This window comes from Sphaerospermopsis kisseleviana CS-549, assembly GCF_028329225.1.
Lineage (GTDB): Bacteria > Cyanobacteriota > Cyanobacteriia > Cyanobacteriales > Nostocaceae > Sphaerospermopsis > Sphaerospermopsis kisseleviana.
Genome location: NZ_JAQMTI010000265.1, coordinates 1 through 19,828, shown reverse-complemented (window position 1 = coordinate 19,828; position 19,828 = coordinate 1). Strand labels below are relative to the sequence as shown.

At 36.1% G+C, this 19,828-nt stretch carries 21 protein-coding genes; 6 read left to right on the top strand and 15 right to left on the bottom strand.

The window, feature by feature from the left end:
- Positions 1-37: 37 nt before the first annotated feature.
- The 5 genes from arsB to PN497_RS20935 form a co-directional block, all read right to left on the bottom strand.
- A complete protein-coding gene (arsB, locus tag PN497_RS20955) occupies positions 38-1,198 on the bottom strand; it encodes an ACR3 family arsenite efflux transporter (RefSeq protein WP_096571761.1) in 1,161 nt (386 codons plus the stop codon).
- A 102-nt stretch (positions 1,199-1,300) separates the two neighbouring features.
- Positions 1,301-2,563 carry an organoarsenical effux MFS transporter ArsJ gene (gene arsJ / locus PN497_RS20950; protein WP_096571760.1) on the bottom strand — a complete coding sequence of 421 codons (1,263 nt, stop codon included), beginning with the start codon at positions 2,561-2,563 and terminating at the stop codon, positions 1,301-1,303.
- A gap of 94 nt (positions 2,564-2,657) precedes the next feature.
- Entirely contained in the window at positions 2,658-3,674 is a 1,017-nt protein-coding gene (locus tag PN497_RS20945) for an ArsJ-associated glyceraldehyde-3-phosphate dehydrogenase (RefSeq protein ID WP_096571759.1), read from the bottom strand.
- A gap of 1 nt (position 3,675) precedes the next feature.
- A complete protein-coding gene (locus PN497_RS20940) occupies positions 3,676-4,734 on the bottom strand; it encodes a PstS family phosphate ABC transporter substrate-binding protein (protein WP_096571758.1) in 1,059 nt (352 codons plus the stop codon).
- Positions 4,735-4,890: 156 nt separating this feature from the next.
- A complete protein-coding gene (locus PN497_RS20935) occupies positions 4,891-5,214 on the bottom strand; it encodes an ArsR/SmtB family transcription factor (RefSeq protein WP_096571757.1) in 324 nt (107 codons plus the stop codon).
- A gap of 100 nt (positions 5,215-5,314) precedes the next feature.
- Here PN497_RS20935 and PN497_RS20930 point away from each other — a divergent pair, with 100 nt between their 5' ends.
- Positions 5,315-7,117 (top strand): bifunctional serine/threonine-protein kinase/formylglycine-generating enzyme family protein, encoded by a 1,803-nt coding sequence (locus PN497_RS20930; protein ID WP_096571756.1) that lies wholly within the window; start codon positions 5,315-5,317, stop codon positions 7,115-7,117.
- A 448-nt stretch (positions 7,118-7,565) separates the two neighbouring features.
- Here PN497_RS20930 and PN497_RS20925 read toward each other — a convergent pair whose 3' ends face one another.
- The 3 genes from PN497_RS20925 to PN497_RS20915 form a co-directional block, all read right to left on the bottom strand.
- The gene (locus tag PN497_RS20925) at positions 7,566-8,771 is read right to left on the bottom strand and encodes an aspartate aminotransferase (RefSeq protein WP_096572835.1); all 1,206 of its coding nucleotides are present in this window, start codon (positions 8,769-8,771) and stop codon (positions 7,566-7,568) included.
- Positions 8,772-8,955: 184 nt separating this feature from the next.
- Positions 8,956-10,107: an iron-containing alcohol dehydrogenase family protein gene (locus PN497_RS20920; protein ID WP_190346726.1), complete on the bottom strand. Its 1,152-nt coding sequence runs from the start codon at positions 10,105-10,107 to the stop codon at positions 8,956-8,958.
- 229 nt (positions 10,108-10,336) lie between these two features.
- Positions 10,337-10,858, bottom strand: coding sequence for a Ycf51 family protein (locus PN497_RS20915; RefSeq protein ID WP_096571754.1), 522 nt, complete (start codon positions 10,856-10,858; stop codon positions 10,337-10,339).
- A gap of 331 nt (positions 10,859-11,189) precedes the next feature.
- Here PN497_RS20915 and PN497_RS20910 point away from each other — a divergent pair, with 331 nt between their 5' ends.
- Together PN497_RS20910 and PN497_RS20905 are read left to right on the top strand one after the other, a co-directional pair.
- Positions 11,190-11,972 (top strand): HAD family hydrolase, encoded by a 783-nt coding sequence (locus PN497_RS20910; RefSeq protein ID WP_096571753.1) that lies wholly within the window; start codon positions 11,190-11,192, stop codon positions 11,970-11,972.
- 148 nt (positions 11,973-12,120) lie between these two features.
- Positions 12,121-13,296, top strand: coding sequence for a DNA double-strand break repair nuclease NurA (locus PN497_RS20905; protein WP_096571752.1), 1,176 nt, complete (start codon positions 12,121-12,123; stop codon positions 13,294-13,296).
- A 154-nt stretch (positions 13,297-13,450) separates the two neighbouring features.
- Here the strand turns inward: PN497_RS20905 and ychF are convergent, their stop codons facing one another.
- The 3 genes from ychF to PN497_RS20890 form a co-directional block, all read right to left on the bottom strand.
- On the bottom strand, positions 13,451-14,542 hold the full coding sequence (gene ychF / locus PN497_RS20900) for a redox-regulated ATPase YchF (protein WP_096571751.1): 1,092 nt from the start codon (positions 14,540-14,542) through the stop codon (positions 13,451-13,453).
- Between the two features lie 39 nt (positions 14,543-14,581).
- Complete coding sequence (locus PN497_RS20895) at positions 14,582-14,782, bottom strand: hypothetical protein (protein ID WP_096571750.1); 201 nt, start codon at positions 14,780-14,782, stop codon at positions 14,582-14,584.
- Positions 14,783-14,865: 83 nt separating this feature from the next.
- A complete protein-coding gene (locus PN497_RS20890; protein ID WP_096571749.1) occupies positions 14,866-15,183 on the bottom strand; it encodes a hypothetical protein in 318 nt (105 codons plus the stop codon).
- A gap of 590 nt (positions 15,184-15,773) precedes the next feature.
- On the opposite strand from PN497_RS20890, the gene PN497_RS20885 reads away from it, so the two are divergent.
- Together PN497_RS20885 and PN497_RS20880 are read left to right on the top strand one after the other, a co-directional pair.
- On the top strand, positions 15,774-15,977 hold the full coding sequence (locus PN497_RS20885; protein WP_096571748.1) for a helix-turn-helix domain-containing protein: 204 nt from the start codon (positions 15,774-15,776) through the stop codon (positions 15,975-15,977).
- A 98-nt stretch (positions 15,978-16,075) separates the two neighbouring features.
- On the top strand, positions 16,076-16,639 hold the full coding sequence (locus PN497_RS20880; RefSeq protein ID WP_096571747.1) for a PDDEXK family nuclease: 564 nt from the start codon (positions 16,076-16,078) through the stop codon (positions 16,637-16,639).
- A 53-nt stretch (positions 16,640-16,692) separates the two neighbouring features.
- On the opposite strand, the gene PN497_RS20875 is transcribed toward PN497_RS20880, so the two are convergent.
- From PN497_RS20875 to PN497_RS20860, 4 genes are all read right to left on the bottom strand, one after another.
- A complete protein-coding gene (locus tag PN497_RS20875; RefSeq protein ID WP_201277676.1) occupies positions 16,693-17,805 on the bottom strand; it encodes a DNA-methyltransferase in 1,113 nt (370 codons plus the stop codon).
- A gap of 180 nt (positions 17,806-17,985) precedes the next feature.
- On the bottom strand, positions 17,986-18,183 hold the full coding sequence (locus PN497_RS20870) for a prevent-host-death family protein (RefSeq protein WP_096571745.1): 198 nt from the start codon (positions 18,181-18,183) through the stop codon (positions 17,986-17,988).
- Positions 18,184-18,197: 14 nt separating this feature from the next.
- A complete protein-coding gene (locus tag PN497_RS20865; RefSeq protein ID WP_096571744.1) occupies positions 18,198-18,446 on the bottom strand; it encodes a type II toxin-antitoxin system RelE family toxin in 249 nt (82 codons plus the stop codon).
- Positions 18,447-18,530: 84 nt separating this feature from the next.
- The gene (locus PN497_RS20860; protein WP_096571743.1) at positions 18,531-18,872 is read right to left on the bottom strand and encodes a XisI protein; all 342 of its coding nucleotides are present in this window, start codon (positions 18,870-18,872) and stop codon (positions 18,531-18,533) included.
- A gap of 450 nt (positions 18,873-19,322) precedes the next feature.
- Between PN497_RS20860 and PN497_RS20855 the strand changes: the two genes are divergently transcribed.
- Positions 19,323-19,682: a hypothetical protein gene (locus PN497_RS20855; protein WP_096571742.1), complete on the top strand. Its 360-nt coding sequence runs from the start codon at positions 19,323-19,325 to the stop codon at positions 19,680-19,682.
- Positions 19,683-19,828: the final 146 nt, after the last annotated feature.

The following is a 19,828-nucleotide window of genomic DNA, read 5'->3' as shown; positions in this document are numbered from 1 at the left end:
ATTGGTATGCTCCTGTTTTCTCCTAAATCTTGATCAACTAATTATTAGCACTAAAAACATTAATACAACGCGGATCTGGTAATGTCGCTTTTTCCGGTTCTCTGGGAAACCATGCTGCTGTGCGTTTACAAAATTCCACCAACATCAACATTACCGGAACTTCAATTAAAACCCCTACCACCGTTGCTAGTGCTGCACCAGAATTTAAACCAAATAACATGACTGCTGTGGCGATCGCAACTTCAAAATGATTACTAGCACCAATTAAAGCTGCTGGGGCTGCATCTTCATAGGATATATTTAATTTTAATGCGGCTACATAACTAATTAAAAAAATGAAATTAGTTTGGATAAACAAAGGAACAGCTATTAATAAAATATGCAAAGGATTTTTAACAATTAATTCTCCTTTGAAAGCAAATAGCAAAACTAAAGTAATTAACAAAGCTGAAATTGCCACAGGAGAAAGATATTTTAAAAATTGTCTTTCAAACCATTGTCTACCTTTATATTTAAAAATCCAATAACGGCTATACATTCCTGCTGCTAAAGGCAAACCAACATAAATTAACACCGATAAAACAATAGTTTGCCAAGGTACTGTTAAATCATTTGCTGCTAGTAACCATCGCCCCAACGGTGCATACAAAAATAGCATAGTTAAAGAATTAACTGCTACCATTACTAATGTATGACCTTGATTTCCATAGGCAAGATATCCCCACATTAAAACCATTGCGGTACAAGGCGCAATTCCTAATAAAATCGTACCAGCTATGTAGGAATTAGCTAAACTAATTTCACTACCTCTAATTATTTCTGTACCTGTAATTAATGGTTTAAATAACCAACCTAAAAAGAACTGAGAAAATACTACCATTGTGAATGGTTTAATTAACCAATTCATGACTAAAGTGAGAATTACAGGTTTTGGCGCACGCAGGGCATTTACAGCTTGGGTAAAGTCTATTTTCACCATGATCGGGTACATCATGAAAAACAGACAGATAGCAATAGGAATGGAAACTTGATAAACACTAATAGCGTCAAGTGTGACAGCAATACCTGGAAATATCCGACCTAAAGCAATTCCTACTAAGATACAAATAAACACCCAAACAGTGAGGTATTTTTCAAAAAAGCTGAGATTACTTTTAGCCTTGATTGGAGTTATATTGTCTCCGTGATGTAGATTCATATAGTCCTCCAAAACTCTAATAAATTCACAGCAACATTACACACTCAAGGAAATTAACATCTGTCACCTGTCAACTGTCACCTGTCAACTGTCACTTAATTTCTATTCTCCATCTCCACCTTTCCAAGCAATATTTTTACTAGGTTGGGGGTTAGGTAACTTGAGAGAAACTAAAGCTGCTGCTAAGACAAAAACCATTGATGTCCACAGACAACCAACTAAACCAAATAATTGATAAACTAAACCGGATAATACTGTACCTGCAAGACGACCACCGGAGTTAGCCATATAATAGAAACCAACGTTTAAGGCTACTTTATCATCATCAGTAAATGCCAAAACCAGGTAAGAATGAACTGCGGAATTAAAGGCAAATACCACACCAAATAAAAGTAGTCCACTAATAATAACTATATTAGCAGGTAAATTGATTTGGAGAGCAAGAGCGATCGCACAAGGAACAGCAGTTAAAGTAAATGTCCAAAACTGGATAGTTTGAGATTCCGGTGGACGACCAGAACCGAATTTTTGTAATAAATTAGGTGCTAAAAATTGCACAATTCCATAGCCAATTACCCAACAAGCTAAAAACCCACCCACTTGATAAAAAGACCAACCTAAAACCTCACGTAAAAATACAGGTAAACCCACTACAAACCACACATCCCGCGAACCAAATAGAAAGAACCTAGCCGCAGATAAAATATTAATTTCCTGACTTTTAGAAAACAGTTGACTAAATTTAACCTTCTTCTTAATTTTGCCCATACCCTGGGGTAATAATAAACCAGTGAACATAATTAAAAATAGTCCACCTGCCATAATTAACAAAGCATTGACAAAACCAAATACAGATAACAAAGCACTACCAACAAAAAAACCAACGCCTTTTAAAGCATTTTTAGAACCCGTTAAAACAGCCACCCATTTAAACAAAGAAGACTGGGCATTTTGAGGAACAACCAAACGAATAGCACTTTTAGAACTCATCTTAGTTAAATCTTTAGCAATGCCTGAAAATGCCTGGGCTACCATTACATAAAAAACTGCAAACCACTGCACCCACTCAGGATTTAAAAAAGACAACATTACCAAAGAAAAAACCTGTAAACCGATACCACTATAAAGAGTAACTTTCAATCCAAATTGCGAACCTATCCAACCGCCCAAAAAATTAGTAACAATTCCAAAAACCTCATAAAACAGAAATAAAAACGCAATTTGTAAAGGTGTATAACCGATTTTATTGAAATACAATAAAACCAACATCCGCAAAGCACCATCAGTAACAGTAAAACCCCAATAAGCCAGGGTAACTAAAGCATAATTTCTTAAATTTGCACCCGAACCAGTAGTAGAAGCCATGATTAAAATCTCTAATTTTCTTTGTCTCTCTGCGACTCTGCGTCTCTGCGTGAGAAAAAATATTTAGGGTAGGAAACCCACCCTTTAAAAACCATTATTTCTGCAAACTTAAAGCTACTTTTTTAGCTAATTCCGCCATCCGGTTAGCATAACCCCATTCATTATCATACCAAGCTAAAATTTTCACCTGAGTTTCATCAACAACCATCGTAGAAAGGGCATCAATAATGGAAGAACGAGGATCATCTTTATAGTCAATTGACACTAAAGGACGTTCTTCATAACCCAAAATTCCCTTTAATGGTTCTTGTTCGGAAGCTGCTTTTAATAAACCATTAATTTCTGCTATTGTTGTGGGTCTCACAACTTCAAAAACACAATCTGTTAAGGAAGCATTCAACAAAGGAACACGCACAGCTAAACCATTCAATTTACCATTTAATTCTGGATAAATTAAACCAATAGCTGTAGCTGAACCAGTAGATGTAGGAATTAATGAAAGACTTGTTGCCCTAGCCCGACGCAAATCTTTATGAGGTGCATCAACAATAGTTTGAGTATTAGTATTATCATGAATGGTGGTAATAATTCCATGCTTAATTCCTAAGCCTTCATGAATTACTTTGACGACAGGTGCTAAACAGTTGGTAGTACAAGAAGCGGCGGTTAAAAGATGATGTTCGTCAGGTTGATATAAATGATCATTTACCCCCATAACAATATTTAACGCCCCTGCTTTTACAGGTGCTGCAACAATTACTTTTTGCACACCTCTTTTGAAATAAGGGTTAAGAGTTTCTGGACTTCTAAACTTTCCTGAACATTCTAAAACAATATCAACTCCAAATTCTTCCCAAGGAACTTCACCAGGTTGGGAATATTCACTAAAAGTTAAGGGTTTATTATCAATAAATACTCTGTTTTCTCCAGCTTCAACTTCTTTTTCCCACTTTCCATGTACAGAATCAAATTTGAGTAAATGCGCTGCTGTTACTGCACCACCTTTAAGTTCATTTATATGTACAAATTCTATTTCTGGCCAACTCCAAGCAGCGCGAACTGCTAAACGTCCCATGCGGCCAAAGCCATTAATTCCTACACGAATTGTCATTTTAAAATTCCTTTTGTTTACGCAATAATTCCCCAATACTTAAATCAAATTGTGATTTTCCAGCAAATACTGTTCCGGCTTTACCGTTATGTAAATGCACATAATCAATTTTGTAGGCTTCCTCTGATAAAGGTACAGAACCTACAGAATTAACTATTGTTGGTGCTTTTTGTAAATAGAAATCTACAAATTTATAAATATCTCCCTGGTTTTGATTAGACCAAATATTTACATATATAAATAAAGGTCTAGACAGTGGTTGATATTTAGATTTTTCTACTGTTTCTTGTGATGGTAAAATTGCCCCTTTACCGTTATTAACAGCTACCACTTTTAATTTATCTTGGTTTTTTTCATAGTATGCGTAGCCAAAATAACCCAAGGCGTTGGGATCTTTGTTGATGCCTTCTACTAAAACATCGTCGTCTTCGCTGGCTGTGTAGTCGTTACGGCTGGCTTTTTCTTTACCAATTATTGCTTCTGTAAAGTAGTCAAATGTACCAGATTTTTTACCAGCACCGTATAAATTCAGAGGACGATCTGGCCAAGAACTACGTATTTGATTCCATTTGGTAATTTTTCCTTCGGCCGCAGCTTCCCACATTTTTTTTAATTCTGCTACGGTAATATCTTTTGCCCAGTCATTTTGCGGATGTACGGCAATGGTTAAGGCATCGAAAGCAATGGGTAATTCTATGTATTTGATACCATTCTTATTACACATTGCCATCTCCGCTTGAGAAATTGGTCGAGAGGCATTATTTATATCTGTTTTACCATCACAGAATTTTTCAAACCCTCCCCCAGTACCGGAAATGTTTACTTGTACTTGGGCGTTGTTTTTGGCGTTGGCTGTAAATTCTTTGGCGATCGCCTGGGTAATGGGATATACTGTACTTGAACCGTCAATTTTAATGATTGATACAGTCCCGGAAGTAGCGGCTGTTGCAGTTTGTGGTGACTGCTGAATATTGCTGGAAGTGTCAGGTGTACTGGTACAACTGCTGGCTAATGCTAACATTCCCACCGCTAGGACTAATCTTTGTGCCGTTGTTTTCACTGACTTTACCTGTCTGCTTGATAATATATTTTTGTATTCATCATTTCAAAAAAATTTGATATGTCAAGTACGAGGATAGCATAATACATAAAAATTAATCAAAAAAAATTGATGGATTGGGTACTGAAAACTGGGAAGAGGTTTTGCTAGTGTTGCTTACTCACAACAAGAACGACGGGGAGAAAGTACAGAATTACGGTGAATATCGGCTAAATACTGTTCTAAAACCTGAAATTGAGGTAAGTTGAGACTATAATAAATCCAGCGTCCTTCTTGACGGGCATTAACGAGATTTGCTTCTTTGAGATTTTTCAGGTGAAAGGATAGTTTTGATTGACTGATTTCTAAAGTATCACATAAGTCACAGACACATAGTTCACTGTGACGGAGTAATTCTATGACTTTAATTCTAATGGGGTCAGATAGGGCATGAAAGCCGGCGATAATGAAGCTAGGAGTTGTAGTTGTGGGGGTGATCATTAATTTCTCGAATATTAAAGAGGATTCCTATATAAAGATAGGACACAGTATAACCAATCAAGTTATATTATAAAATTTATACAGTCTTTTGCCACAGTTTATGATCTGCTGCTTAAATCCAGAGTGTAACCAACCTATCAACCCTGATGATAACAAATTCTGTCAAACTTGCAGAACTCCCTTAATACCATTATTAATCAATCGCTTTCGGGTTTTGCGGGTGCTATCTACTGAAGGTGGTTTTGGTAGAAATTATTTAGCGGAAGATACTCAGAAACTGAATGAAACTTGTGTTATCAAGCAATTTGCACCCAAACAATCAGGAAGTTACGCATTAAAAAAAGCGGTTGAATTATTCAACGCAGAAGCTAAACTCTTACAAGATTTAGGTGAACATCCCCAAATACCTGCGCTGTTTGCTTATTTTGAAGATAACGGTTTTCTGTATTTAGTGCAGCAGTTTATTAAAGGTGAAAATTTATTCAATGAATTAACCCAAAAAGGAACATATAACGAAACTCAAATTCAAGAATTATTACTAGATTTATTACCGATTTTAAAATTTATTCATGAGCGTGATGTAATTCATCGAGATATTAAACCTCAGAATATCATGCGCCGAGAAAGTGATGGTAAATTGGTGTTAATTGATTTTGGAGCATCTAAAGAATTAACATCTACAGTTCACACGCAAATTGGAACAACCATAGGTTCTTACGGTTATAGTCCTTATGAACAAATTAAGGAAGGTAAAGCTTATCCAGCTAGTGATTTATTTGCTTTAGGTGTAACTTGTTTTCATCTATTCACAGGAAATTCACCTTTTGAACTTTGGGCGAAAAATGGTTTTGCATGGGTGGAGGATTGGCGGAAATATTCATCTAATTCTGTCAGTAAGGAACTGGGTACAGTTTTAGATAAGTTGTTGAAATTTGATGTTAATGAACGTTATCAATCTGCGGATGAAGTTATTAAAGATTTAGAAGTTCCAGAGACACTTTCAACCCGTCGTAATTTTATCAAAAATACAGGTTTAGCTATTGGTAGTATCACTACTTTAGGATTTATAGCATCAAAGTTAATTGTAAATCCAGCTAAAACTTTTAATTTTGAAGTTGTCACCACCGACGCATCGGGAAATATCATTAACAAAAGCAACTCTTCCGCAAGATATTTTACAGAAGACTTGGGAAATGGTGTCACTTTGGAAATGGTGGAAATACCAGGAGGAAAATTTATGATGGGTTCACCGGAAAATGAAGCAGAAACATGGACTTGGGAAAAACCCCAACATCAAGTGACTGTTCCTGGTGTTTTCATGGGTAAATATGAAGTGACACAAAAACAATATCAAGCAATTATGGGAAGTAACCCTTCTGACTTCAGAGGCGAAAATCACCCTGTTGAAAATGTCAGTTGGGATGATGCAGTTGCTTTCTGTGAAAAGTTAAGCCAAAAAACAGGAAAAAAATACACTTTACCCAGTGAAGCACAATGGGAGTATGCTTGTCGAGCCGGCACGACTACACCTTTTTATTTTGGTGAAAGTATTACCCCAGATTTGGTAAATTATGATGGTAATTATCCTTATGGTTCTGCTACTAAAGGTCTATATCGTAAACAAACTACAGATGTAGGTACTTTTCCCCCTAATGCTTTTGGTTTGTATGATATGCACGGTAATCTATGGGAATGGTGTTTGGATGATTGGCAAGATAACTATGTTAATGCACCTATAGATGGCAGTAATTTGATTAACCCAACCGCAAAATATAAGGTGGTGCGTGGCGGTTTTTGGTTCAACAGTGCTGAATATTGTCGCTCTGCTGCTCGCGCTGGGGATAGACAGTCTGCAAGTGACTACGGTATTGGTTTTCGTGTGGTTTTGATTTCTAAGACTTAGTAAACGGTTGCATTTTTGTCTTATTTCCTATTACTGCACTTGTCAGAATCAGGATGTCCAGGATTTAAGGATTTACAGGATTTTTTCTCATGTCTATTTTCCTCAATTATTTAATAAATTAGTTATTAAAATTCTGAAAATTTGATGTTTAATGATATTCACTGATTCAGATTTACTGAATGACATTCTATTCATTAATCATCAATCATCATAAATCCTGATTCTGACAATTAAAATCTGAACAATAACAAATAACTCCCCATCCTGTAAATCCTTAAATCCTGGATATCCTGATTCTGACAAAAATGATCTGCGTTCATCTGCGTTCATCTGCGTTCATCTGCGTTTTCTATCCTGAAAATCCTAGATCCCCGACTTCTAATCAATACTTGTTATGTATGAACATAATTGAAAAAAGAAGTCGGGTATCTTAAAAAACCAACTTTAATTATACAGAAACTACCGCTTCCTGTTGATAACAAATTCCTGCTTGTTTAAATCTTGCCAAAGCTTCACCCAAGCGATCGCAATCTGCAATTAAACTAATTCTTACATATCCTTCACCACCTGGACCAAAAGCATTTCCAGGAGTAACTACTACACCTGTTTTTTGCAGTACATCTAAAGCAAAATCTGTAGAACCCATACCGACAGGACATCTTACCCACAAATACATCGTAGCTTTACTTTTAGGAATATTCCAACCTAATTTTCCTAAACCATCTATCAAGAAATCTCGACGGGTGCGGTAACGAGTTTGCACTTCTTGTAAATAAGAATCTGGTAATTCTAAAGCGGTTTCTGCTGCTGTTTGTAATGCGGAAAAAATGCCATAATCTAAGTTAGTTTTTAAGGTTCTTAAACCTTGAATAATGTGACGATTTCCGACTACAAAACCAACCCGCCAACCTGCCATGTTATAAGTTTTTGATAAGGTGTGAAATTCAACACCAATATCTTTTGCACCAGGAATTTCTAATAAACTTGTAGGTTGATAACCATCAAAAGCTAATTCTGCATAACATAAATCATGCACTAACAGAATTTCATACTTTTTAGCAAAAGCAACAATTTCTTCAAAAAATTCACGGGGTGCGGTAGCTGCGGTAGGATTACTGGGATAATTGAAATAAAGAATTTTGGCTTTTTGTGCTACTTCTTCGGGAATAGAACTTAAATCAATTAACCAGTCATTTTCTTCCTTTAAAGTGATATTGTGAATGACACCACCAGCGATAATTGGACCACGAAAATGGACGGGGTAAGATGGGGATGGTACTAAGACAATATCACCAGGATTGATATAGGCGATCGCCAAATGTCCTAAACCTTCCTTAGAACCCAACAAAGGTAAAGCTTCACTATCAGGATCTAAAACCACATTGTAACGGCGATTGTACCATTTAGTAATTGCCTTGCGGAAATTAGCAGTACCTTCAAAGGGTGGATAACCATGATTAGCAGGATTTTGTAAAGCTTGCATCGCTGCTTCTATCACCGGTTGAGGTGTTGCACCATCAGGGTTTCCCATTCCCAAATCAATCAAATCTAAACCTTGTTCTCTTGCTTTTGCTTTGAGTTCATCCAATCTAGCAAAAACATAAGGCGGTAATTTCTGTATTCTTTCTGCGGGAGTAATCCAACTTAAACTCATTCTAAAAACCTCGGAATAGGTGATTGGGGATTGGGGATTGGGGATTGGGGATTGGGGATTGGGGATTGGTGATTGGTGATGCAATGAGAGGATTGTGGATTTTCGATTATATTTCATTAACTATCCAGAATCTAAAATCTAAAATTTTTCCCCCAGTCACCAGTCACCAGTCACCAGTCAACAATCACCCATTTTTCACTTTTAATTGATTTGGTGCAGTAGTAGAAACCATTGCGGCCATTAACTGTTCTAAAGCAACGGGAAAAGGTAATCTGTGAATATCAGAATTTGGTGCTAAAGTAATTTCTGCGGCTGTTTGCAATTCAGTTAAGGTAATATTTCCTAATCCCAAATCTGCTAATGTTTTGGGTAATCCAATCTCTGCATAAAACTTTAATAACTGTTGTCTTGCTGCATCTGCAAGTTGATTACTTTGTAGCATTTCTTCTAATCGCAGTTGTACTAAAATCCCATAAGCTACTTTTTCGCCGTGAATGCTACCATGTCCGCAGATATGAGTTAAACCATTATGTACTGCATGGGCAGCTACTGTACGACATTGTGCGCCACCTAAACCACCGATGACACCGGCTAATAATACGGTAGCATCTACAACTTCTCTCCATACTTCACTACCAGGAGATTGTAAAGCTGCTGCGGATTTTTGCAGTAAAATATCTCTTAAAACTCTTGCTTGTTGGACTGCGGCAATGATTAAAGTGTCTTGTAAATGTCCACTACTTACCGATGCTTCATACCATTTGGCGATCGCATCTCCAATACCTGCAACTAATGTCCTTTGAGGTGCAGTTTGAATCAAATCATAATCCAAAATCAGTAAATCAGGACAACGGCATAAACCCACATCATACAAAAACGCCCCTGATTCAGAATATACATTAGATAAAGCCGTCCAAGCTGCACAGGTAGCCGCCGAAGTAGGAATTGTGACAATTGGTAATTGTAATTGATGGGCGACTAACTTAGCTGTATCTAAAGCCTTACCACCACCTACACCAATAATGATATCTGCTTTATGTTCCTTTGCAGCTTTGCGTAAAGCCTTTAAAGTTGCTTCACAGCAGTCTGCACCATAAGAACTAGCAACCGTATCTAAATTTTCAGCTTGGAAAATCGGTTGTAAACTTTCCTGAAAAATACTGAGAGTGCGATTTCCGGCGACAATTAAAGGACGAGTTCCCAAACGGGTAATTTCCACCACTGCGGAAGGGAGTACACCCCCACCCCGAATGACTTTAGCCGGAGCGATGGTCAATGTCAATAATGTACTAGCGGTTTGAGTAGACAAGGCTGGAGTAAAAGATTGATTAGGTATCATAAATAATATGTCAAAACTTGATATTCTTCATACAATCAGACTAATGATTCAGGTTTCTGGTAGCGACATCCATAGAAAGCTATTACTAATAGGGAAAATTCCTAAGTTTTAATATCTTAATATAAAATTAATCTTGATTGTATTGTAAGTCACAAAAAAATCTCTGGTTTGGTGAAAGGCTGGTGCAGTCAGGATCACACCTAATCACCAATCACCAATCACCATTTTAAGCTTTAGCTTCTGGCAATTGTGCAAATTTATCTAAGTAAACTTCTACGGACATTTCAGGATCTGCACGAGTTACCAAAGTTCGTTCTACCTTACCCAAGTAAACTGGTATAGATATTCCTGGTTCTGGGTGGATAATGGTACGGGCGCGAATTGTCAGTTGGTTGTTTCCGCCAGCACCTAAGCGCCCATAGGAATAAAGATTACTGGCAGCTTGGCGTAAAGTTGCTTCTAATTCTTCTGGGGTAATTTCTGGTGTTGTGGCAATTACCGCCTGGTTAGAACCGTTATCATAAACTAGGGTGTATTTAACAGCACCGGGAATGACTGTCCGACTCAGAGGTACTAAAGACAGGGAAAATAAACCTGCGGTTAACACGATCATAAAGCCGGTTGTACCCACCAGCCGAAAGCGTATACCCCATTTGAGGATAAAAGCCAAAATTGTCAGGACTGCAAATGCTATGGTAGCAATTCCTGACCATTGGGTGTATTGGAGAAAATCAGCTGTTGTAGGCATAAGGTTTTAATTACGGATATACCCATTTTACTAAAAAAATGGGTTGAAAGCCTTGCACTTCTAAGGTGGGGGGTATGTCAATAGACCTCTCCAAAATAGAATGTATTAATTTGTCATAAGTTGTAGGGGCGAAGCTTATGGTAAAACGGAAGAAAAAACAAATGCAGTTTGATTAATTAAGATTGGTTAAATGGGCATTAGGTCTAGTTAGCAGGAGGTACAAAGTTTTCATGTAACAAGCTGACGGATAGCTGTTCCCTGTTGATAACTGATACAAAAAATTATTGCCAATTCAGGTAAGCTGAAAACAGCAGTTTTCATCCTTAAAACCATGACAGTCAAACATCCCGCAATTTTAGCCTTAGACTTTGATGGAGTGATTTGCGATGGACTAATTGAATATTTTGAAGTAGCTTGGCGTACTTATTGTCAAATTTGGTCTTCTAGTAAGAAGACATCATCAGAAAATTTAGCTCAAAGATTTTATCGTTTACGTCCTGTAATTGAAACTGGTTGGGAAATGCCTGTTTTAATTAAAGCTTTAATTCATGGTTTTACTGATGAGGAAATTTTACAAGATTGGTTAAAAATTACCCCAGCAATTTTAACAGCAGATCATCTAGAAGCTAAAGAAATCATGAAAAAACTAGATGGTTTACGGGATGAATGGATAGCAACAGATTTAGAGGGTTGGTTAAGTTTGCATAAGTTCTATCCAGGGGTGATAGAAAGATTAAAATTAACTCTTGCAAGTGGAGTACAATTATTTATTGTCACCACAAAAGAAGGGCGTTTTGTTAAGCAGTTGTTACAACAAGAAGGGGTTAATTTACCAGATACAGCGATTTTCGGTAAGGAAGTAAAACGCCCAAAATACGAGACTTTACGAGAATTAATTTCACAGGAAAAAATTAAATATGAAAATTTATGGTTTGTGGAAGATAGACTCAAAACCTTAGAGTTAGTTAAACAGCAATCTGATTTAAAGGATGTGCAACTATTTTTAGCAGATTGGGGTTATAATACTCAACCAGAACGGGAAGCAGGACAAAATGATTCTCGTATTCGGGTAATTTCACTTTCTGATTTTTCTCAAGATTTTTCTCATTGGTAAATAATTGGTAAATATTAATTATCAGGTGACAGGTGACAGTAAGAAGATAATAGTAGTTCAGAAGTCAGGAGTAAAAATAAATCTTACCAATCATCAATCACCAATCATCAATCACCAATCACCAATCACCAATCACCAATCACCAATTATGCTTGATTTAACAAAATTAGCGGGACAAATGCAAGGTTTAAGTCAGCATCTTTCCGCAGAAGTTGCTGAAAGTAACCGCCGTTTAGAGTTAGCGAAGGAACACTTAAAACAAGCTTGTAAATGTCAACAAGAGTTAATGGAACGTCAAGAAAAATGGCGCGATCGCATTCTTTTTGCTAATGCTACACCCATCGAACCTTTAGAAACTTGTATTGATATTCCTGTTCCTCCTAAAGTTCATACTGTCATCGCTACCGATGGTTCACAAATTGCCCCTAACCATCATGAAATTGCTTATTGTTACTTATTAAATATTGGCAGAGTCGTTTTACATTACGGTCAAAATAAACACCCACTTCTCGATAGTTTACCGGAAGTATTTTATAAGCCAGAAGATTTATATATCGCTCGTCAATGGGGTTTAAGAACCGAAGAATGGATGAGTAACCGCCGTACAGCTTCGGAAATTACGGTATTATCTGAATTAGCTTGTAGTGTAAAAACCGAAGTTCCAGCTTTAGCAATGGTGGATGGTTCGTTAATATACTGGTTTTTAGATCAATTACCGATGGATGCACGCGATCGCATTTTACCCCCGATTTTAGCAGCTTGGCAACAATTACAAAAAGCCGAAATTCCCATCATTGGTTATCTTAGCGCCGCCCGTAATCTTGAATCTACAAACTTTTTACGGTTGTTAGCTTGTCCCTACCCCGTCCCTGACTGTATCAGTTATTGCCCAGATCAACTAGATCATGTACCATGTAGAAAATTTGAAAACCTGAGAGATACGACTTTATGGACAACCCAGCTAAAACCAGGACAAAGGGGACCCTTATGGCGCAGTAATAACAGGATTTTACAACTTTATGAAGAACAAACAATTTATTTTTGTTATGTTCACGTAGGTACGGAAATTTCCCGGATCGAGTTTCCTGCTTGGGTAGCAAATAGTTCTCAAATGTTAGATCAAGCATTAGGCTTAATGTTAGCACAAGTACAAAAAGGATATGGTTATCCTGTGGCAATTGCGGAAGCGCATAATCAAGCTGTAGTCAGAGGTGGCGATAAAAATCATTTCTTTGCGCTTTTAGAAAGGGAAATGATTAAAGCTGGTATAAAAAATGTTGGTATTTCTTACAAAGAAGCCAGAAAACGGGGAAGTATCGCGTAAAATAATTGATAATTGATAATTGATAATGCGTAAGTCCTATTAATTTTGAAGATTGAGATCCCCGACTTCTCTTATTATTCTATTTTGAGAAGTCAGGGATCTGAATTTCATCTATCACCTATCGCCTATCACCTATCACCTATCACCTCTTTATCTACACATTAAATCGGAATAACATTACATCCCCTTCTTTAACAATATATTCCTTTCCTTCACTTCTCACTAAACCTTTTTCCTTTGCAGCATTCATTGAACCATGAGTGACTAAATCATCATAAGCAACGGTTTCTGCACGAATAAAACCCCGTTCAAAATCAGAGTGAATCACACCTGCTGCTTGAGGTGCAGACATTCCAGCATTAATAGTCCAAGCGCGGGTTTCTTTAGGACCAGAAGTGAAATATGTCCGCAAACCTAACAGAGTATAAGTAGCACGAATTAAAGATTTTAAACCGCCTTCTTTTACACCTAAAGATTCGAGAAAATCGGCTTTATCTTCCTCTGGTAATTCTACTAATTCTGCTTCCACTTGAGCAGAAACTATGACAACTTGAGCATTTTCTGTAGATGCAACTTCTCGGACTTTTTCTACAAATTCATTACCCGTTGCTAAGTCATCTTCAGAAACATTAGCAGCGTAAATAATGGGTTTATTTGTCAGTAGTCCTAACCCTTTAATAATGGCGGATTCTTCTTCATTTAAACTTACTTGACGGACTGATTTACCTTCATTTAAAGCTGCTGCTAATTTTTCCAAAACAGTAATTTCAAATTGTGCATCTTTACTGGTGCGTGCTTGTTTACGAGTGCGTTCAATGCGTCTTTCAATTTGCGCTAAATCTGATAAACCCAGTTCTAAATTAATAGTTTCAATATCTCGCACTGGGTCCACAGAACCGGCAACATGAATGATATCATCATTTTCAAAACAACGCACCACATGAACTATGGCATCAACTTCGCGGATGTGGGATAAAAATTGATTTCCCAAACCTTCACCTTGACTTGCACCTTTTACCAAACCAGCAATATCCACAAATTCCACACGCGCAGGTATAATTTGTTCAGAATTGGCAAGTTTGGCGAGAACATTTAACCGGTCATCTGGTACTGAGACAATGCCAACATTCGGTTCAATGGTACAAAAAGGAAAGTTAGCAGCTTCAGCTTTAGCGTTAGCGACTACAGCGTTAAATAAGGTTGATTTTCCGACGTTGGGAAGTCCGACTATTCCGGCTCTTAGCATTTTAGATTTTTAGATGTTGAACTGCAATTATAGGATAATTCAAACAGGTTTCGGGATGGTTTGGGGAATGGGTCCGGGTACTGTTTGCGGTATGGGTTGGGGTATGGTTTGGGGAATAGGTCCGGGAACGGGTTCTGGTACTAGTTCTGGGAACGCAGGAGGAATGTTTGGTTGTGGGGGTGGTTCGGGTTTTGGTAGGGGTTGGGGTTCGGGTATGGAAATGGCACAGGGATAAGTCATGGTCATTTTGGCATGATGCGACTTTCCCAAGCTAGATGATACCTTAATTTATTGGCATCTTCCTAAATGGTTATACTCAAATTTTAAGGATCACGATTTTCCCACAATTCTAATAACCCAACTGTTCCTACAAAAAATGTATAAACTGCATATTTGATGGGGTTGTGATTTTTAGCAGGTGCATAAATAGCGGCGATGATTCCTTCAATAAAATGCGCTGCTAGGGCAATGTGAGCAAGGATTAAAACGGGATTTAATACAGTTGGTAATTGGTGGCTAGTTGTGATTGTTTCGATGTTCCATATTTCTAATCCCATTCCCGCAGTAATTAAGGGGATGGAGATAAATTTGATGATGGTGAATAGTTTTTGTTTGCTAGATTTGATGTCTTTAAAGTTCATGTTGTTTGATTTTTTCAACTAAGAATATTCTACATTTTATCTCATTAAATTATTTATTAATTCATCAATTCTAGGACTTACGCAAGATTGGAATAAAAACCTAATTCTTGCGTAGGGGTAATTCATGAATTACCCCTACTTTGGTTCTGTTTTGCGTAAGTCCTGAATTCTTAAAAGCTCCTGAGTAATTTGCTGTACCGTATTTAGTTCAGTTGCCGGATCAGGGGAAACGCATCTAAATTATCTTGATAAAATACCATATTAGTGAATTGAAAATAGAAACAAAGCGATACCTTCGGTAAGCTACCGCCAACGCACTTCCATTATCCCTAAAAACAGTGATACCTACGGTGAGCTTCGTTAAAGCACCTGAATCATATCTAAAATGGAGACTTTGTATTGCAAAACGATTCAACAAGATACTACTATTTTAAATTTCTCCGCTTATTTCAAAAAACCTGTTTTGGGTTTATCCCAGATTAGGTTTTAAGATAGGAAAAAGTTCAACAATATGTTCTGACTTTAATCAAGATTATCAATATTAAGTGTCTAAATCAGTTTTCAGTGACGAATACAATCAGTTTCGCAAGATGCTTATAGATGCTCGCAAAGTTGCTAATCTTACTCAAGCAGAGTTGTCAGCAAAACTAAAACGTCCACAATCTTATGTATCTAAGTATGAACGTGGTGAACGTCGTCTTGACGTAATTGAATTTTTAGAATTAGCTCAAGTTCTAGAAATAGATCCTCTAACTTTTATTGAAAATTTGCTCACATACACTAAAGGAAGGTAGTTATTCTAATTCAAATTACTGATTTTAATGCAGCTAATACTCTTATTAATAACCATTACAATACGGAGTGGAAAGAGATTGAAACTGTATTGACTGCAATGCCTTTACATATTAAAGCTTCAAGTCAAGCTAATAAAAAAGGAGAACCTATTTTTGATCCCGTAGGAACAAATTTATATATTACAAATTATCTCAATAAATCAGGGTGGAATGTATTACCAATTCCCAATCAATATAAGTTTTTTGGTAAAGAAATTGACCTGGCAAAAGCCGGATTAGTAATTGAAAATCAGTTTTCTAATTATCCATTTTTGCTTAACAACACAGCAAGAGTAGAATTTTTATTTCAGAAACAAATTTTATTGGCAGGAAACCCTATTAAATTAATAGTTATTATCACTAAATCTCAAGTATTTCCTTCTGCTAATAGTTCATTGTACTACGAACAAGCAGTTAAACAGTTACTAGCACTCGATGAAATTGCATTGTTTAAAATACCGATTAGAGTAGTTGGTTTATTTGAAAATACAAATACAATTACATCAGCTATTTGGACTGAATATGGAAAAACTACTGCTCGAAATATTGTCACACAATATCAACGTCAATACCAAATAATTCCAGGGCGGAAAAATAATCAGTATATATTTCAGTTGATATGATAAATATACAAATATATATTTAGTCATTTTGATGATTTATTTTTAAATATTCTTTATTGACTCCATAATTGAAGTTCGATTTGTTCAACTTTTTCTGTTTGCTCACTTGTTTTATTTTGCAACTTGTTTTTTTTGGTATTGCCATTCAATTTTGGATCTGTAGGAACTTGTTCATTTCTCAGAACTGCTGCAAAAGCAGCTTCTTCATAGAATAATCTATCTTCCATCTCTTGTAAGTGATATTCTTCAGGATAAATTTTAGCTTGGCTTCGTTCTGAAGGTCTATTTCCTATTTGTAAATCAAACCTAAATTTTTCAATAGGTTCTCCAGTTTTTTCCACATAATCACGGAGAGTTTTTAAATTGGGGAAATATCCATTTTCATTTGGTTTACCACTGAGACGACGTAGAGCAACTTCATGATATTTTGGTTCAATCTCTGTCCCGATAAAATGACGTTCATAATCTCTAGCTACTACTGCTACAGTACCAGTACCCATGTAAGGATCTAATACAATATCATTTTTATCAGTTGTGGCTAAGATAATTCTAGCTACCAAGTCTTCTGGAAACTGACAGGGGTGTATAGTTTGTTCTTCATGGTTATGTTTAACATTACGAAAAAGCCAAATATCACCAGGATTTTTACCATCTGGATGACATGAAAGTTCACCCTTACGACTTCCACGATAATGTTTTTTGTTTTGATATTTTTGGGGAACTCTAATAGCATCTAAATTAAATTTATAATTATCAGATTTACTAAACCAGAGAATTGTTTCATGTCTACAAGAAAATTTTTTTTGTGCGTGTAGACCATGCTGTCTAGCCCATATAATACGATTACGAGGAATTAAATTACAAGATTCAATAATAGGAAAAAACCGAATATCCAAAGGAATCAACATTCCTTTATCAGCAAAAGCTCCAACTTGCCAAAATAAAGAACCTGTTTTTTTAAGAATCCTAGCACATTCTTTTAATACTAATGTCTGTTCTTCTAAATAAATGTTCAGGGCTTGTTTTGATTCATATTCTTTACCTAAATTATAGGGAGGTGAAGATACAACTAAATCTACACTTTCATCTGGTAATTTACATAGCATTTGTAAGCATTCTTCTAAAAGAATTGTATCTATGGGTATGTTATTTAACTTAATCTTCACTTTCGTATTTACCTCATAAATAAGCATATAAATCCATAATAACTTATTTTACGTTATTAGTAAAGTGTCATTTTGTGATTTTGAAGGTGAGTCCATCCAGACCCACCCTAACCTAAATTATACCAAAGCTGCTTCTCCTTACTAACTACCCTACCCTCATCCTCAAAACCGGCAATTTGCTCACATTAACAACATACTTTTTACATCTTCTAAAGACATTGAAACGCTATCTTTATCTTCTTCCTTAGCATCTCTCAAATCTCGTAAATCTTCCAAATCTTCTAACAATTCCTTAATCTTCAAAAATTCCTCATAAGGTAAAACAGCAAATTGTTTTTCACCATTTTTTATTAAAAACTCAGGATGTAATTCAATCATTTTTTTAACTCCTATTACTCATAAGCTTTACTACGATGCTTAACCCTATACACGATTATAGTTTGTTCTTCTAATTCAAACAAAACTCGATAATCACCAACTCTTAAACGATATTCTGGAGTAAAATTTGTTAAGTGCTTCACATCTCCTTGTAAATCTTCTTGCATTGCTTCAATTTTATTGATAATGCGTTCTCTGTCATTTACAGAAATTTTCTGTAAATCTTTAATCGCTTTGGGTTTAAATTCTATTTGGTACTGCACATATTTTAACCTTTTTCAAAACATTAAGGTGAGTTCATCACAGACCCACCTTAACCTAAATTATACTAACAAAGTTTTCCTTTATTAAGCCACAGCAAACTCTGTAAACTTCCGAGTTTCAGGATCATGAAAAGCTAAAACAATATCTTCTTTTGGTACACCTTCCCTTAATAATTCATTTGCAATACCTTCCTCTGTCCAATCTTCCTCAATATAAATTTTATTGTTTTTAATTCTTACATGAACATGAGTTGATTTGAGTCTTTTATCTTCTTTCCAATCAACTGTTAACCAAAGATAATGATCATGGTTTTCATCAAATACTAAACAGGTTTCAGAATTATAATCAGGTGATTGATGAACTAATTGATCATATTCTGTAAGGATTTTCTTGATTAATTCTCGGTATTTTATGATTTTATCCATGATACAATTTCCTCCTTTTTATCATTAAAAACAATAAAATTCATTTGATGGCGTTGAATTACTGCTTGAATTGATTTCCTTTGAAAGAAAGTATTATTTAATAGGCGATCGCACTTCATTCTACTTATATTAAACAGCGATACCTTCGGTAAGCTACCGCTAACGCAGTTCCATGATCCCTGAAAAAAGCGATACCTTCCGTAAGCTACCGTGATCGCTCTCTCATCCTACCTACATCAAACAGCGATCTTGACCTCTCCCCCAACCCCTCTCCTGCAAGGAGAGGGGAGTAAATCTTCCTCCCCCTTCCCTCGTAGAGAAGGGGTTTGGGATGTTGGAGGAATGCGATCCTACTTAAAATTACAATAAATATATTGACACATAAATTACATCTGTGATATACCTGATTCTATCATATCTAATTTAATCAAATCTACTAGGGGGTATTTAATGTCAAATTTTGGATATTACTCTATTAAAAATGCTCTCAGCAAAGCTTTAGAATCTTTGCCAGATTGGAAAAGTTTAAACCCCTTTGAGAAAGGACAGCAAATTGATAAATCTTTTAAATCTCTCTTGAAAGATTTAATGGAACAATTTAAAATGAAGCCTGGTGTTGATTATGTTGATAATTTAGGCGATACTGAACCAATTACAGATTTTGTTGCTTTGTCACCAAAGGCAGATGATTTAATTCAAGGATTGTTAACTGGTAAAGTAGTAGCTATTTCAGAACATAGTAGAATTAGCAAATTAGGTAATCAATTTACTGTTAAAGCTCATTTTCGTGATCTGAGAAAGTCAGCTTAAATAATATGGTTCTTCAGTACATAGTATGCAAAATCAATCTCAAAAAACTGCGGAAGGCTTAATATACATAAGACATAAGTTACAAATATTGGATATTTTTACAAAAATTGCCTCTTTACCCTGTTAAGAGTTCCCTGTTAAGAGTT

Bases quoted from the DNA above. Each gene is read 5' to 3' on its own strand.
- arsB (WP_096571761.1), bottom strand. From the start codon at position 1,198: ATGAATCTACATCACGGAGACAATATAACTCCAATCAAGGCTAAAAGT.
- arsJ (WP_096571760.1), bottom strand. From the start codon at position 2,563: ATGGCTTCTACTACTGGTTCGGGTGCAAATTTAAGAAATTATGCTTTA.
- PN497_RS20945 (WP_096571759.1), bottom strand. From the start codon at position 3,674: ATGACAATTCGTGTAGGAATTAATGGCTTTGGCCGCATGGGACGTTTA.
- PN497_RS20935 (WP_096571757.1), bottom strand. From the start codon at position 5,214: ATGATCACCCCCACAACTACAACTCCTAGCTTCATTATCGCCGGCTTT.
- PN497_RS20930 (WP_096571756.1), top strand. From the start codon at position 5,315: ATGATCTGCTGCTTAAATCCAGAGTGTAACCAACCTATCAACCCTGAT.
- PN497_RS20925 (WP_096572835.1), bottom strand. From the start codon at position 8,771: ATGAGTTTAAGTTGGATTACTCCCGCAGAAAGAATACAGAAATTACCG.
- PN497_RS20915 (WP_096571754.1), bottom strand. From the start codon at position 10,858: ATGCCTACAACAGCTGATTTTCTCCAATACACCCAATGGTCAGGAATT.
- PN497_RS20910 (WP_096571753.1), top strand. From the start codon at position 11,190: ATGACAGTCAAACATCCCGCAATTTTAGCCTTAGACTTTGATGGAGTG.
- PN497_RS20905 (WP_096571752.1), top strand. From the start codon at position 12,121: ATGCTTGATTTAACAAAATTAGCGGGACAAATGCAAGGTTTAAGTCAG.
- ychF (WP_096571751.1), bottom strand. From the start codon at position 14,542: ATGCTAAGAGCCGGAATAGTCGGACTTCCCAACGTCGGAAAATCAACC.
- PN497_RS20895 (WP_096571750.1), bottom strand. From the start codon at position 14,782: ATGACTTATCCCTGTGCCATTTCCATACCCGAACCCCAACCCCTACCA.
- PN497_RS20890 (WP_096571749.1), bottom strand. From the start codon at position 15,183: ATGAACTTTAAAGACATCAAATCTAGCAAACAAAAACTATTCACCATC.
- PN497_RS20885 (WP_096571748.1), top strand. From the start codon at position 15,774: ATGCTTATAGATGCTCGCAAAGTTGCTAATCTTACTCAAGCAGAGTTG.
- PN497_RS20880 (WP_096571747.1), top strand. From the start codon at position 16,076: ATGCCTTTACATATTAAAGCTTCAAGTCAAGCTAATAAAAAAGGAGAA.
- PN497_RS20870 (WP_096571745.1), bottom strand. From the start codon at position 18,183: ATGATTGAATTACATCCTGAGTTTTTAATAAAAAATGGTGAAAAACAA.
- PN497_RS20860 (WP_096571743.1), bottom strand. From the start codon at position 18,872: ATGGATAAAATCATAAAATACCGAGAATTAATCAAGAAAATCCTTACA.
- PN497_RS20855 (WP_096571742.1), top strand. From the start codon at position 19,323: ATGTCAAATTTTGGATATTACTCTATTAAAAATGCTCTCAGCAAAGCT.